The 15,069-nt window shown below is 64.1% G+C and carries 11 protein-coding genes; 2 read left to right on the top strand and 9 right to left on the bottom strand.

Going from position 1 to position 15,069, the window contains the following annotated elements:
• Positions 1–166 precede the first annotated feature (166 nt).
• Positions 167–2,029: a 2-oxoacid:acceptor oxidoreductase subunit alpha gene (locus CLV47_RS18090; protein ID WP_106350519.1), complete on the top strand. Its 1,863-nt coding sequence runs from the start codon at positions 167–169 to the stop codon at positions 2,027–2,029.
• Positions 2,022–3,089 (top strand): 2-oxoacid:ferredoxin oxidoreductase subunit beta, encoded by a 1,068-nt coding sequence (locus tag CLV47_RS18085; RefSeq protein WP_238145503.1) that lies wholly within the window; start codon positions 2,022–2,024, stop codon positions 3,087–3,089. The genes CLV47_RS18090 and CLV47_RS18085 overlap by 8 nt, the downstream gene beginning before the upstream one ends.
• Positions 3,090–3,436: 347 nt before the next feature.
• On the opposite strand, the gene CLV47_RS18080 is transcribed toward CLV47_RS18085, so the two are convergent.
• The 9 genes from CLV47_RS18080 to CLV47_RS18040 are packed head-to-tail and all read right to left on the bottom strand — an operon-like array spanning position 3,437 to position 15,069.
• Positions 3,437–4,441: a polyprenyl synthetase family protein gene (locus CLV47_RS18080; protein ID WP_238145502.1), complete on the bottom strand. Its 1,005-nt coding sequence runs from the start codon at positions 4,439–4,441 to the stop codon at positions 3,437–3,439.
• 17 nt (positions 4,442–4,458) lie between these two features.
• Positions 4,459–6,009: an NADH-quinone oxidoreductase subunit NuoN gene (nuoN, locus tag CLV47_RS18075; protein WP_106350517.1), complete on the bottom strand. Its 1,551-nt coding sequence runs from the start codon at positions 6,007–6,009 to the stop codon at positions 4,459–4,461.
• The gene (locus CLV47_RS18070) at positions 6,006–7,622 is read right to left on the bottom strand and encodes an NADH-quinone oxidoreductase subunit M (RefSeq protein ID WP_106350516.1); all 1,617 of its coding nucleotides are present in this window, start codon (positions 7,620–7,622) and stop codon (positions 6,006–6,008) included. Before CLV47_RS18070 ends, nuoN begins: the two co-directional genes overlap by 4 nt.
• Entirely contained in the window at positions 7,619–9,565 is a 1,947-nt protein-coding gene (gene nuoL / locus CLV47_RS18065) for an NADH-quinone oxidoreductase subunit L (RefSeq protein ID WP_106350515.1), read from the bottom strand. Before nuoL ends, CLV47_RS18070 begins: the two co-directional genes overlap by 4 nt.
• A gap of 10 nt (positions 9,566–9,575) precedes the next feature.
• A complete protein-coding gene (nuoK, locus tag CLV47_RS18060; RefSeq protein ID WP_106350514.1) occupies positions 9,576–9,875 on the bottom strand; it encodes an NADH-quinone oxidoreductase subunit NuoK in 300 nt (99 codons plus the stop codon).
• Positions 9,872–10,684: an NADH-quinone oxidoreductase subunit J gene (locus tag CLV47_RS18055; protein ID WP_238145501.1), complete on the bottom strand. Its 813-nt coding sequence runs from the start codon at positions 10,682–10,684 to the stop codon at positions 9,872–9,874. Before CLV47_RS18055 ends, nuoK begins: the two co-directional genes overlap by 4 nt.
• Positions 10,681–11,250: an NADH-quinone oxidoreductase subunit NuoI gene (gene nuoI / locus CLV47_RS18050; protein WP_106350513.1), complete on the bottom strand. Its 570-nt coding sequence runs from the start codon at positions 11,248–11,250 to the stop codon at positions 10,681–10,683. The genes CLV47_RS18055 and nuoI overlap by 4 nt, the downstream gene beginning before the upstream one ends.
• Positions 11,243–12,619, bottom strand: a complete 1,377-nt coding sequence (nuoH, locus tag CLV47_RS18045; RefSeq protein WP_202862679.1) for an NADH-quinone oxidoreductase subunit NuoH — start codon at positions 12,617–12,619, stop codon at positions 11,243–11,245. The genes nuoI and nuoH overlap by 8 nt, the downstream gene beginning before the upstream one ends.
• Complete coding sequence (locus tag CLV47_RS18040) at positions 12,619–15,069, bottom strand: NADH-quinone oxidoreductase subunit G (protein WP_106350512.1); 2,451 nt, start codon at positions 15,067–15,069, stop codon at positions 12,619–12,621. Before CLV47_RS18040 ends, nuoH begins: the two co-directional genes overlap by 1 nt.

Genomic DNA, 15,069 nt, shown 5'->3' with positions numbered 1-15,069 from the left:
CGAGCAGGATCACACCGGACCCGTCTGTGCGGCCAGCGTAAAACGGTGGACAATGGACGGCGGTGTGTCGGGCGCCAAACAGCGCTCGCAGCGGGTACAAAAGGCTAATCAGAGGACGGTTCGCCGCGCCCGTACCAGCGCGAACTAGGAAGAAGGCTGCTCGTCGATGGCGAAGTACGTACAGCAACTCGATCGGGTCGTGATCCGAATTGCCGGGGACTCCGGCGACGGGATGCAATTGACCGGTGATCGCTTCACCTCTGAGACCGCGACCTTCGGCAACGATCTGTTGACACTGCCTAACTTCCCGGCCGAGATCCGCGCACCTGCTGGCACGCTCGCCGGCGTTTCGTCGTTCCAACTGCATTTCGCCGACCACGACATCGTGACCCCGGGCGACGCTCCCGACGTACTCGTCGCGATGAACCCGGCGGCGCTTAAAGCCAACATCAAGGACGTCCGCGACGGCAAGGACATCATCGTCAACACCGATGAGTTCACCAAACGCAACCTGTCCAAGGTCGGCTACGACAGCAACCCGCTTGAGGATGACTCGCTTGATCGGTTCCGGATCCACCCCGTCGCGCTGACCAGCTTGACTGTCGAAGCGCTCAAGGAGTTCGACCTGGGCAAGAAAGATGCTCAGCGCTCCAAAAACATGTTCGCGCTCGGCCTGCTCAGCTGGATGTACAACCGGCCGACCGAGTCGATCGAGGAGTTCTTGCTGGCGAAGTTCGCCGGGAACCTGGAAATCGCGCACGCCAACCTTGCCGCGTTCAAGGCCGGATGGGCGTACGGCGAGACGACCGAGTCCTTCTCGCATTCCTACGAGGTCGCGCCGGCACCGACACCGGCCGGCACCTACCGCACGATCACCGGCAACCGGGCGCTCGCCTACGGACTGGTGACCGCGGCACAGCGCGCCGGGCTTCCGCTGTTTCTCGGCTCCTACCCGATCACCCCCGCCTCGGACATCCTGCACGAGCTATCGACGCTAAAGTCCTTTAACGTCAGCACTTTTCAGGCCGAAGACGAGATCGCCGGCGTCGCCGCTGCGCTCGGTGCTGCATTCGGCGGCGCGCTCGGCGTCACGACCACGTCCGGTCCTGGTATCGCGCTGAAGTCCGAAACCATCGGGCTCGCCGTGATGCTCGAACTGCCGCTGCTGATCATCGACGTACAGCGGGGCGGGCCCTCTACCGGCTTGCCGACCAAGACCGAACAGTCGGATCTGCTTCAGGTGCTCTACGGCCGTAACGGCGAGTCACCGGTGCCGGTCGTCGCGGCGCAGTCACCCGTCGACTGCTTCAACGCGGCGATCGAGGCCGCACGGATCGCGCTGGCCTACCGCACACCGGTCGTGCTTCTGTCCGACGGCTATCTCGGCAACGGGTCCGAACCCTGGCAGATCCCCCAAGTCGACCAACTGCCGGACCTGAGCGTCAAATTCGCCACTGAGCCCAACGGCGAGGGTGGCGCGTTCATGCCCTACAAACGCGATCCGGAGACCCTGGCCCGTTCGTGGGCGATCCCGGGCACAAAGGGTCTCGAGCACCGCGTCGGCGGCCTGGAGAAGGCCGACATCACCGGCGAAATCTCCTACGATCCGGACAACCACGACAAGATGGTCCATTTGCGTCAAGCGAAGGTCGATGGTGTCGCGAAGACCTACGAACCTACGCAGGTCGATGATCCCACCGGCGATGCCAAGGTTCTCGCGCTCGGGTGGGGCTCGACGTACGGTCCCGTCCTCGCCGGCGTACGTCGAGTGCGCAAGGACCTAGGCAAGATCGCGCACGTGCACCTACGGCACATGAACCCACTACCTAACGACCTCGGTGACATCCTGAGACGGTACGACCGCGTCGTCGTACCGGAGATGAACCTCGGTCAGCTCGCGCTGCTGTTGCGCGGGAAATACCTCGTCGACGTCGAGGGCTACAACCAAGTGCGCGGACTTCCGTTCGGCGCAGAAGAGCTCGGCGAACACTTCGCCGAAATCGTGAAGGAGGTCGAAGATCGTGGCTGAGCCCGTATTGATGGGAATGCCCAAGATCGGGGGCCTGGACGGCGTACCGACCACCGACGAACCATTGAACCGTAAGGATTTCACCTCCAACAGCGAAGTCCGCTGGTGTCCTGGATGTGGCGACTACGCCATCCTGGCGGCATTCCAGGGCTTCTTGCCCGCGCTGGGTCTCAAACGCGAAAACGTCGTCATGATTTCCGGGATCGGGTGCTCGTCGCGCTTCCCTTACTACGTCGACACTTTTGGCATGCACTCCATCCACGGACGCGCACCGGCTATCGCGACCGGTCTCGCCTCGACCCGACCCGACCTGTCAGTGTGGGTCATCACCGGTGACGGCGACTCGCTGTCGATCGGCGGCAACCACCTCATTCACGCGCTTCGACGCAACGTGAATATCAAGATCCTGCTGTTCAATAACCGGATCTACGGGCTGACGAAGGGGCAGTACTCGCCCACCTCCGAGGTCGGTAAAATTACGAAGTCGACGCCTCTCGGCTCGCTCGACGCCCCGTTCAACCCGGTGTCACTCGCGCTCGGAGCGGAGGCGAGCTTCGTGGCCCGCACGCTCGACTCCGATCGCAACCACCTGACTTCAGTGCTCACCGCGGCGGCCGAGCACAACGGTACGGCGCTAGTGGAGATCTACCAAAACTGCAACATCTTCAACGACGGCGCGTTCGAGATCTTAAAGAACCCCGACACCCGCGACGAGGCCATGATCCGGCTCGAGCACGGCGCCCCGCTGATCTTCGGCAACGAACGCAAGCGGGCCGTCGTACGAGATGGCTTTGCGCTGAAGGTCGTCGATGTCGACGACTCGCTCGACGAGGCCGACATCGTGCGGCATGACATGCATTGCGATGACCCGGCGTACGCGTTCGCGTTGTCGCGGCTCAGCGGCACCGACCTATCGCATACGCCGATGGGGATCTTCCGTCAGGTCCAGCGTCCGACGTACGACTCGGGTTTGCAGATGCAACTCGGTGAGGCAATCGAAAAGGGTCCCAACGACCTGCAGTCGCTGCTCACCGGAAAAGACACCTGGACCGTCGACTAATCCACCCGCCGTACCGCAGGACCGGTGAGTTCGTCCGTCGCGCTGGCGACTCGCGTGTCGTGTAGCCCGGTTTTATACTGGCTAGACACGGCAGTAGCGCTGCTGGCCGGGTCGCGCTCCGTCGTCGCGTCCGCACACATATGTATGATTCCGCAGCAGGGATTGGCGGATTCATGTTGCCAAGTAGCACAAATGTACGCGAACGGTCGCAATGGGCCTCGGAAATCGACCGTCACTGCCCGTGTTCAGCCTGCTTGAAACCCAACCAGCATCGAACGCACGGTGCGGCGTGACGGATCGTCGGCCATTCGTGACGGATCGTCGGCCATTCGTGACGGATGAGCGGGTTAGGCGGAGCGGAGCTGCATGAAATCGACGAGCGAATCCAGGCTATCGCGCGGTACGCCCGCCGGCAGCGCGCGAAGACTCCCCCGCGCTTCCTCTACGAATCGCATCAGCGTGGCCCGTGCATTGTCCATCGCCGCGGAGCCGCGCAATAGTTCTAGCGCCCGGGCGTGCTGCCAGTCGTCGGTCAATGGTCCGGCCCGCAGGAGTTTCAACAGTTCCGGATCGGTCGCGGTCTCGTCCGCCAACGCATAGAGCATCGGCAGCGTGCGGACGCCTTCGCGCAGGTCGGTGCCGGTGGCCTTACCCAGGTCGGTGGCCTCGGACGTGATGTCGATGAGGTCGTCTGACAGCTGAAACGCCATCCCAATCGACTCCCCGAAATGGGTCAGCGCATCGATGACCTCATCGGAACAGCCAGCGAACATCGCGCCGAACCGGCCCGAGGTCGCGATGAGCGATCCGGTCTTCTCGGCCAGTACGCCGAGGTAGTGATCGACCGGGTCGACCCCCTCACGAGGCTCGACGGTCTCTCGGATCTGACCGGCAACGAGTCTCTCAAAGGTCTCTGCCTGGATCCGTACGGCGTCCGTGCCGAGCTCGGCGACCAGGATCGACGCACGCGCGAAAAGGAAGTCGCCAGTCAGGATCGCAACGCTGTTGCCCCAACGGGCGTTGGCGCTTTGGGCGCCGCGACGGATCTCAGCCTCATCCATCACGTCGTCGTGGTAGAGGGTGGCGAGGTGGGTCAGCTCGACGACGACGGCCGCCTTGTCGACCTCGGTCCGGCCGGTCTCGCCAAACTGCGCGGCCAGCTGCACTAACAGCGGGCGGAACCGCTTGCCGCCCGCTGCGGCCAGGTGCGCACCGGAGATTTCGAGCAGCTGGTCGTCGCTGCGGCAGGCTCGCAGCAACAGGTCCTCTACGCGCTCGAGTCCGCGCCTCAGCGACGACGCCATCTCGGCATCGTCGAATCGGACACCCGCGACGACGTGATTATCGGACACCCTGCTTTTCTACCCCGCTAACCGATGAACGTCGAGGAGATATCTGCGAGGTGCAGGATCGGACCGGGCGCGATGCCCAGCAAGATGGTCACTACGGTACAGATCGCGATCGCGCTGACCGTCGTCGTACCAGGTACGACGACCGCCACGCTATCGTCCACGGCGTCGTGGAAGTACATGAAGACAATCACCCGCAGGTAGTAGACCGCGGTCACTGCGCTTATCACGAGCGCCACCACCACAAGCCAGGTGTGGCCAGACTCGACGGCCGCCTGAAACGCCTGAAACTTGCCGATGAATCCGGCGGTCAGCGGTACGCCGGTCATCGACAGCATCAACACCGTCATGGTCGCGGCCGTGAGCGGGCTGCGCTTGGCCAGGCCCTTCCAGCTGTCGAGGTTGGTCGCATCGCCGTCGGAACGCCGCACGATGCTCACCACGGCGAACGCGCCAATCGTGGTAACGCCGTACGTGAACAGGTAGAACAGTGCCCCTGAGACGCCTGCGGTGTTGTTGGCGACGATCGCGACGAGGATGAAGCCGGCGTGCGCGATCGACGAGTAAGCGAGTAGTCGCTTGAAGTCGGTCTGCGCGAGGCCGATGATGGCGCCGACCAGCATCGAGATGATCGCTACCCAGGACAGCACCGGCTGCCAGACACCCGGAATCGCACCGAACGCGACGTACATCAGTCGGAGGATCACGATGAACGCGGCGAGCTTGGTCGCGGCAGCCATGAAGCCCGAGACCGGCGTCGGCGAGCCCTGGTAGACGTCCGGCGACCACGAGTGGAACGGGGCGATGCCGGCCTTGAACAGTACGCCGATGAGCAGGAGCGCCATACCAATGATCAACAGCGAGTCACTGCCACCGCTCTCGCGGCTCGAATCGAAGATGGCTCGCAGGTCGACCGACCCGGAGTATCCGTAGATCAGCGCGAGACCGTAGACGAAGAAGCCCGAAGCGAATGCGCCGAGTAGGAAGTACTTCACGGCGGCTTCCTGCGACAGCAGTCGACGGCGGCGGCTGAGCCCGGCCATCAGGTACAGCGGAAGGGACAGCACCTCAAGCGCGATGAACATGACGAGCAAGTTGTTCGACGCGACGAACACCATCATTCCGCTAAGCGCGAAGTTGGCCAGCGGGAAGACCTCGGTCTGTACCCGAGTGCTGGTCAGCAGTGCACGGTCCGCGCGCGATCCCACCGGCATCGCGGCTTCAGCCACGAAGAACGACCCGGCGGAGTCCACCGACCGGTCCGCAAACAGCATCGTGGACAACAGGGCGAATATCAGTAGCGCACCCATCGCAAACAGCGTCGGAGCATCGATGGAAACCGCCCGCGCGACGGTGAGTGTCTCGTGTTTGCGTACAGCGATGACGGCGATGAACGCCGCCGCGATCGCGACGACGGACACGCCGACCTGGGCCGGGAACCGTGCCGGTTCGGGTACGAACGCTTCGATCAGTACGCCGACGCAGGCCGCCAGCAGAATGATCAGAATCGGTGAGAGGCTGGTGTACGCGATCGACGGCGCGTGCAGCCCGGCGGCGGCTAGTGCGGTCACTTTGCGCCTCCATTGATGCTCAGCGCGGCCGGTTTGGCAATCGTCGGAGCCGGGTCATGGACTCCCACATCGATCTGCAAGGTCGCCTCCACCGAGGGGGTGATGATGTCGAGGACGGGCTTCGGGTAGATACCGATCGCGAAAATCAATATCACTAGCGGCGTAAGCACGCCGATTTCACGCTTGTTGAGGTCGCCGAACACCTTCTTGCGGGCGACCACAAGGGCGCTTTCGGGCCCGGTCGCGGCGCGCTGGAAGATCCAAAGCGCGTAGATCGCCGAGAACACGATCCCCACCGAAGCGATGATCGTGAAGACCGGCACGGTCGCGTAAGCGCCGATCAGCACGAGGAACTCGCTCACGAACGAGTTGGTGCCTGGCAGCGCCAGCGCGGCCAGGCTGGCCAGGAGGAACAGCCCGGACAGTATTGGCGCTACCCGGAACAGCCCGCCGTAGTCGGCTATGTTCCGCGAGCCGCCACGCCGGATGACCATGCCCACGATCAAGAACAGCAGGCCGGTGGCGATGCCGTGGTTGACCATGTAGAGCACGGCGCCGACGCCCGCGGTCGTGGTGAACGCGAAGATACCGAGCGCGATAAACCCGAAGTGCGCGATCGAGGTGTACGTGACGAAGCGCTTGATGTCTTTTTCGCCGATCGCCTGGAACGACGCGTAGAAGATCCCGATGACGGCCAGCACGAGCACCAGCGGCGCAATCTTCTGCGATGCCCAGGGGAACAGCGGCAGACAGTAACGCAGGAACCCGAACGTGCCGACCTTGTCGAGAATGCCGATCAGTAGCAACCCGCCGGCGATCGGTGCTTCGGCGCCCGCCTTGGGCAGCCACGTGTGGAACGGTACGAGCGGAGCCTTGATCGCGAACGCGACGAAGAACCCGAGGAACAGCCACATCTGCTGCGTATGGCTCAGGTCGAGCTGACGAAGCGCATCCCAGGAGAATGTCGCGTTGCCAAGCTGCTGACGGCTGATGACATACAGGCCGATGACGCTGGCCAGCATGACCAGGCCGCCGACGAGGCTGTAGATGAAGAACTTCATCGCCGCCGCCCGGCGCTTCGCCGAGCCGTACGCCCCGATGATGAAGTACATCGGCACGAGCATGACTTCGAACAGGACATAGAAGAGGAACACGTCGGTGGCGGCAAAGACGCCGACCATGAAGACCTCGAGCAACAGAATCCACGCGAACATCCGCGAGACGCTGCCTTTAGGCGGCGCGATCTCGTCTTCGGAACCAGGCTCATTGGTGTCGTCGCCGAGCGAGTCGCGGTGCCAGGACGCGATCATCACGATCGGCACCAAGAGACCGACGAGCCCGATCATCACGATCGCGATGCCGTCCACGCCGACCGAGAACTTCACGCCCAGGCTGTCGATCCAGCCGAAGCTGGTCGTGAACTGCAGGCGCGGCCCGTCCGGCTTGTATGCGATGAGCATGATGATCGCGACGACGAACTCGAGGACCGCCGTGGCCAGCGCGGTCTGCTTGGCCAAGGTCTCATTCGAGCGATCCCGGCCCAGGTAGCCGACAAGGATCGATCCCGCGAGCGGGATCAACAGCAGCAGAATCAGGAAGGGGAAGTTGTTCACGCGAACCTCACCGCCAGGAGGGCGACCAGGATGATGACGACGCCGCCCAACATGGAGAGCGCATAACTGCGCACCGCTCCGTTCTGGGTACGTCGTAATCGCCCGGACCCGGAGGTGACGCTGCCGGAGATGCCGTTGACGGTGCCGTCGATGCCGTGTTCCTCAATCCAGAGCGAGGCGCGAGTAAGCGCGAGACCGGGACGCTCGAAGACGCCCTCGTTGAACGCGTCGCCGTACAGGTTGGCGCGAGCCGCGCGGGTGACCCAGGAGACCTTGGCCGGTGCTACCCGCGGGACCGCCTTGCGTCCGAAGAACCACCAGGCCGCGAAGATGCCGACCGCGATGAACGCCAGAACGATCAACGAGATCGCAATGGACGGCAGCCCGATCGCGTCGAGCCCCCCGTGCAGGTCGGCCTCGGGACCCACGGTCGGCGTGAGCCACTCGGTCACGCTGAGCACCTTGACCATGATGAAACCAGCGAAGATTGAGCCGAGCGCGAGCACGATCATCGGAATGGTCATGGTGGACGGCGACTCGTGCGGGTGTACGTCCTTCTCCCACCGAGGCTTGCCGAAGAACGTCATGATCATGAGACGGGTCATGTAGAACGCCGTCAGTCCCGCGCCGAGGGTCGCCGCACCGCCGAGAATCCAGCCCTTGGCACCACCGGCCGCGAACGCGGCTTCGATGATCGGGTCCTTGGAGTAGAAGCCAGACAGGAACGGGAAGCCGATCAACGCGAGGTAGCCGAAGCCGAACGTCACGAAGGTGATCTTCATGTGTTTGGCCAGCCCGCCGAACTTGCGCATGTCGACCTCGTCGTTCATGCCGTGCATGACCGAGCCCGCCCCGAGGAACAAGCCGGCCTTGAAGAAGCCGTGCGCGAGCAGGTGCACGATGGCCAGCGCGTAAACGCCTGGGCCGAGTCCCACCGCGAGGAACATGTAGCCGATCTGGCTGACCGTGGAGTACGCCAGGACCTTCTTGATGTCGTCGTACGCACAGCCGGCAATGCACCCGTAGAGCAAGGTGACGGCGCCGATGATCGTGACGACTAACTGGGCGCTCTCACTGAGATTGAAGATGGGCGCCGACCGGGCGATGAGATAGACCCCGGCGGTCACCATGGTCGCCGCGTGGATGAGCGCCGAGACAGGGGTCGGGCCCTCCATTGCGTCCGGCAGCCATGCCTGCAACGGCACCTGGCCGGACTTGCTGCACGCGGCGAGCAGCAGCAACAACGCTATGGCGGTCGCGATGCCGGCACTGATCTGACCGGTCGCGCCGAAGACGTCGGCGAAGCTGGAGGAGCCGACCGTGGCGATCATGATGAAGATTGCGATCGACATCCCCACGTCACCGACGCGGTTCATGATGAACGCCTTCTTCGCGGCGCTGGAAGCGGTCCGCTTGTACTGCCAGAAACCGATCAGCAGGTACGACGAGACGCCCACGCCTTCCCACCCGACGTACATCGCGATGTACGAGTTACCGAGAACGAGCAGCAGCATCGTCGCCACAAACAGGTTGAGGTACGCGAAGAACTTGCGACGGTCCGGATCGTGCTCCATGTAGCCGATCGAGTAGACGTGGATCAACGCGCCCACGCCAGTGATCAGCAGTACGAAGATTGCCGACAGCGGGTCGAATAGCAGACCTGCATCGATCTTGAACGATCCGAGCGGTGCCCAGGTGAACATATGCAGGGACATCGCCTTGTCGGCGGAGTCACCCAACGAGATGAACATCCACAGGCCGAGGACAAACGCGGCGACAACAGTCGCCGTACCGAGCAGGTGGCCCCACTTGTCGGCACGTTTGCCGACCAGGAGCAGCACGATGGCACCGGCCAGCGGGAGCACAATCAACAACCACGCGAGCGAGAAAGGCCCGGTGGCTGCGACGTAATGCTCAGCGGCAAGTATTGAAGAGGTCGTCACATTCAATCCCTTAGTACTTCAGCAAGTTCGCGTCATCGACCGAGGCCGACCGGCGGGTACGGAAAATCGCCATGATGATCGCGAGGCCCACGACGACTTCGGCGGCCGCGACGACCATCACGAAGAAGGCGATCACCTGACCCTCAAGCTCGCCGTGAATGCGGGCGAACGTGGAGAGCGTCAGGTTGGCCGAGTTGAGCATGAGCTCGATCGACATGAACACCACGATGGCGTTGCGGCGTACGAGTACGCCGACCACACCGATCGTGAACAAGATGGCGGCGAGTACCAGATAGGCAACCGGAGTCACTGGTCGTTCCCCTTTTCATCGTGGGAAGTCGAGTCCGGGTCCGCGTGCTCCTGGGCAATCAGGTGACCACGCGAAAGCGGGAGCATCTCCACGCCGGTGGACGCGCTGTCAGGTGCCACTCGGCCGTCCGGCAGCAGCGCCGGCGTCGCGACCGAATGGGAGGTGGCGAACACGCCGGGCCCGGGCAGCGGGTGCGGATGGTCGGAGGCGAACCGGGCAAGAGCGCGCTCGCGCTGCGAGGACTTGGCCGCGCGCTCGATGTGCGCGAGCACCATCGCCCCGACGGCCGCCGTGATCAGCAGCGCCGAAGCCAGTTCGAAAGCAAGCAGGTAGTCGGTGAAGATGTATTTGGCGATGCCCGGGACGTTACCGCCGAGGCCGTCCGTGGTGCTGATTCCCTTGTAAGGAATGTCCTGTGCGCCGCGGAAGACGGTCACGCCGACGACAATAGCGAAGCCGATCCCGAACCAGGCGGCCGTCGCGCGCTGCCCGCGCAGCGTGTCGATCATTGAGTCGGACGAGTCACGCCCGACGAGCATCAGCACGAAGACAAACAAGATCATGATCGCGCCGGTATAGACGATGATCTGTACGACGCCGAGGAACGGGCCGGCTTGCACCATGTAGAACACGCCGATGCACAGCATCGTCAGCACGAGCCAGAGCGCGGAGTGGATCGCGTTGCGGGCGAAGAGCATGCCTAGCGCGCCGAGGATCGACAATGGCGCCAGGAAGAAGAAGACCGCGAACTCTCCCCCGCCTACCTGACCGGAGCCGGCCGCGAGCACGGACACCGCGTGTGAGATCACTTGGTCACCTCGTCGCTCACCGGTGCCGCGTTGTCGGCCGTGGCCGCCGCCTTGGCAAGCTCCGGACCGCCCAGGTAGTAATCCTTTTCGTTGTCGCCAAGTCGCATCGGGTGCGGCGGCTGCTCCATGCCGGGCAGCAGCGGCGCGAGTAGGTCTTCCTTAGTGAAGATCAGGTCTTGGCGGTCGTCGTCAGCGAGCTCGTAGTCGTTGGTCATCGTCAAGGACCGGGTCGGGCAGGCTTCGATGCACAACCCGCAGAAAATGCACCGCAGGTAGTTGATCTGGTACACCGCGCCGTACCGCTCACCGGGCGAGAACCGAGCCTCGTCGGTGTTGTCGCCGCCTTCGACGTAGATCGCGTCCGCTGGGCAGGCCCACGCGCACAGCTCGCAGCCCACGCACTTCTCCAACCCGTCCGGGTGCCGGTTGAGCACGTGCCGTCCGTGGTAGCGCGCCTTGACCTCAACCTTGACTTCGGGATAGTTGAGTACGGCGGACTTCTTGAACGCCGTCGCCAGCGTCAGTCCGAACCCCTGGAGAGGCCCGGGCAGATAGCTCTTAGCCATCGTTCGACTCCTTCGAGCTGTCACCGGATGAGAGCGCTCCGGCGGTTGCTTTGCGTCGTTGTTCGCGATTCATGTTCGCCGTGACTCCCTGCCGGTCAGACGTACGGGCGCCGCGCGGTACGACGAGATTCATCGGCGGAGTCGGGAATGACGCCTCCGCATTGATGTTCTCGCGGGGCTTCTCCCTGCCCATATACGTATAGAGGAAGGCCAGCGCGGCGAGGGTGAGAGCCGCGGCCGCACCACTGACCCACCACGCGAACGTCGGCATCTTGTCACCGTTGGTGTTCATCGCGGTACGGATGAACGAGATGACCAGCACCCAGACCAACGCGACCGGGATGAGCACCTTCCAGCCGAAGGCCATGAACTGGTCGTAGCGGATGCGAGGCAACGCCGCGCGCAGCCACACGAAACCGCTCAGCAGGACGCAGGTCTTGCCCAGCCACCACACCATGGGTAGCCAGCCGGAGTTGGCCCACTCGAATGCGCCGAGGCCGAACGGCGCGCGCCAACCACCGAAGAACATCGTGGTGGCGAACGCCGACACGGTGATCATGTTGATGTACTCGGCGAGGAAGAACATCGCGAACTTCATCGACGAGTACTCGGTGTGGAACCCGCCGACCAGTTCCGACTCCGCCTCGGCGAGGTCGAACGGCGCACGGTTGGTCTCCCCGACCATCGCCACGACGTAGATGATCATCGATACGAACAGTGGGATGAAGAACCAGGGCCGATGGGTCTGCGCGGCCACAACCTCCGAGGTCGACATGCTGCCGGCGAACAGGAATACCCCGACGATCGCCAAGCCCATCGGGATCTCGTAGGTAATGATCTGCGCGGTCGAGCGAAGCGCACCCAGCAGCGGGTACGACGAACCGGATGACCAGCCAGCGAGAATGATGCCGTAGGACCCCACGGCCGCGGCCGCCAGGATCACCAGGACGCCGACCGGCGAGTCGGTCAGCTGCAGCGGCGTATGCGTGCCGAAGATGCTCACGATTGGGCCCAGCGGGATGACCGAGAAGGCAAGGAACGCCGGCACCGCGACGATCACCGGCGCCAGGAAATAGACCGGCTTGTCAGCCAGGGTCGGGATGACTTCTTCCTTGAACGCGAGTTTGATGCCGTCCGCGAGTGACTGCAGGATCCCGATCGGTCCGGTGCGGTTGGGACCGGGTCGCTGCTGCATGAAGCCAATCAGCCGTCGTTCCCACCAGATCATCAACAGCACCAGCACGACGAGGATCGCGAAGACACCCACCGTCTTGAGCAGGATCATCCAGAACGGATCATGCCCGAAGCTTGAAAGGTTCGGCATCTTGTCGGTCGCAGCAAGCGTGGCCGTGGCGATACTTGCGGTCATCAGTGCCTACCTCCGGCGGAGATCTGTACGACGCTGCCTACCGGCACGCGTAGCTCACGACGTAGCTCGCTACCGCGTGACTTCATCGGCACCCAGACCACGCGATCGGGCATCTCGGTGATCGCCAGCGGCAGCCTGACCGCGCCGTGGATGCTCGAGACCGTAATCGCGTCGCCTTGCCCGGCACCGATCTCAGCGGCCGTGGCAGCCGAGAGGCGGACCAGCGCCGGCCGCGCGGTACCGGCGAGGTGTTCCTCGCTGGCCTGCAGCGCGCCTTCATCCAGCAGGTGATGCCAGGAGCTAAGCAGCGCACTACCAAGCGGCGGGGTCGCCGGTGGTCCGACCGGAGTCGAGCCCACCGGAGTCGGCCGGCTCTCGGTCCCGCCAAGCAGGTCGAGCTCGACGCGGGCGGCGGCCTCGGTGGGCAGCCGCAGGTCTTCGTCGAGCTCCTCGGCCAGCGCGTTGAGCACTCGCCCATCGCTCAGTGCCCCGGTGCTGTGGATTGTGAGGTCGAACGGGCGACGGCGGCCTTCCCAGTTGGTGTAGCTACCGGCCTTCTCGATGACTGGCGCAATCGGCAGTACGACGTCGGCCCACTCGGTGACACCGGACGGGCGCATCTCGAGGCTGATGACGAACTTCGTCGCTGCCATGGCGTCGCGGGCCAGCTGCGGGTCGGGAAGGTCGTCGGGATCGACGCCACCGATGAGAAGTCCGCCGAGCTCGCCGGACTTCGCCGCCTGTAAAATGCCGGTCAGGTCGCGACCCACCTCGGCCGGGATCTCCCGGCGCCACAGGTCGGCGATGTCTGCGCGCGCGGACGCGTCGGCAACCAACCGGCCGCCAGGCAACATCGACGGCAACGCGCCGCCATCAACCGCGGCCCGTTCCCCTGCACGACGCGGGATCCACGCCAGCCGGGCACCGCTCTTGTTTGCCAGCACCGCCACGGCGCGCAGCGCCCCGGGCATCTCGGCGAGACGCTCTCCGACGAGGATGACCCCGTCGCCGCCCTTGAGTGCATCGACGGCATCGCTGGCCGTCCCGCCGGCAGTGCCATCCGCGATCGCTGACAGTACGGACGTTTCCGCGCCCGGTGGGGTCTGGATCAGGTCGGCACCGATCTTGCTGAAGCCGGGCGAGTTGAACGGCGCGATCGCAAACGATCCGCGGCCGGTCGCCTTCCACGCCTTGCGCAGACGCAGGAAGACAATGGGCGCTTCCTCTTCGGGCTCGAGGCCGACGATCAGCACCGACTTCGCAGTCTCGAGGTCGGCGAACGTGACCGCGCCGAGCGCGGGAGTCGTCGCCGCGACGTGCGTGGCCAGGAACTCCAGCTCTTCGTCGGAGTGCGCACGAGCACGCGCGTCGATGTCGTTGGTGCCGAGTACGACGCGGGCAAACTTCGCGTATGCGTAGGCGTCCTCAGTCGTCAGCCGGCCACCAGGCAGTACGCCGACTCCGCCGGCCGCGTCGGCGGTCCGAATACCTTCGGCCGCACGCTCGAGCGCTTCGGTCCAGCTGGACTCGACCAGGTTGCCCTGATCGTCACGGATCATCGGGTTGAGGATGCGATCGTTGTCCTGGGCGTACGTAAATGCCCAGCGACCCTTGTCGCAGTTCCACTCTTCGTTGACCTCGGGGTCATTTCCGGCCATCCGCCGCATGACCTTGTTACGCCGCCAGTCCGTGCGCTGCTCACAACCAATTGCGCAGTGTTCGCAGATACTCGGCGTCGACTGTAGGTCGAATGGCCGAGAACGGAAGCGATACGACGCACCGGTCAGCGCGCCAACCGGGCAGATCTGCACGGTGTTGCCGGAGAAGTAGGACTGGAATGGTTCGTCTTCGAAGATCGACACCTGCTCGAGAGCGCCGCGCTCGAACAGCTCGATGAACGGGTCGCCGGCGATCTGCTGGGAGAACCGCGTGCACCGGGCGCAGAGCACACAGCGTTCGCGGTCGAGCAACACCTGCGTGGAAACAGACACCGGCTTGGGGTAGGTGCGTTTGACGTCGGTGAACCGAGTCTCGCTGCGGCCACTGGACATCGCCTGGTTTTGCAGCGGGCACTCGCCACCCTTGTCGCAGATGGGGCAGTCCAGCGGGTGGTTGATCAGCAGCAGCTCCATCATGCCCTCTTGGGCCTTCTGAGATACGGCGCTGGTGTACTGCGTGTTGACGACCATGCCGTCGGAGACTTCCATCGTGCAGGATGCCTGCGGCTTGGGGAACGGCCGGCCACCGGCCTCGACCTCGACCAGGCACTGGCGGCAGGCGCCGACCGGCTCGAGCAGCGGGTGGTCGCAGAATCGCGGGATATGGATGCCCACGGTCTCGGCGGCCCGGATGATCAGCGTGCCCTTGGGCACGGTCACCTCGATGCCGTCGATGGTCAGCGTGACCATCGAGGTTGCCGGCGCATCCGGCTTGCTTTGCGCAATCGTCAT

Source organism: Antricoccus suffuscus (genome assembly GCF_003003235.1).
Taxonomy (GTDB): domain Bacteria; phylum Actinomycetota; class Actinomycetes; order Mycobacteriales; family Antricoccaceae; genus Antricoccus; species Antricoccus suffuscus.
The sequence above is the reverse complement of the archived record's forward strand: the minus strand, read 5'-3'. Positions and strand labels throughout refer to the sequence as shown.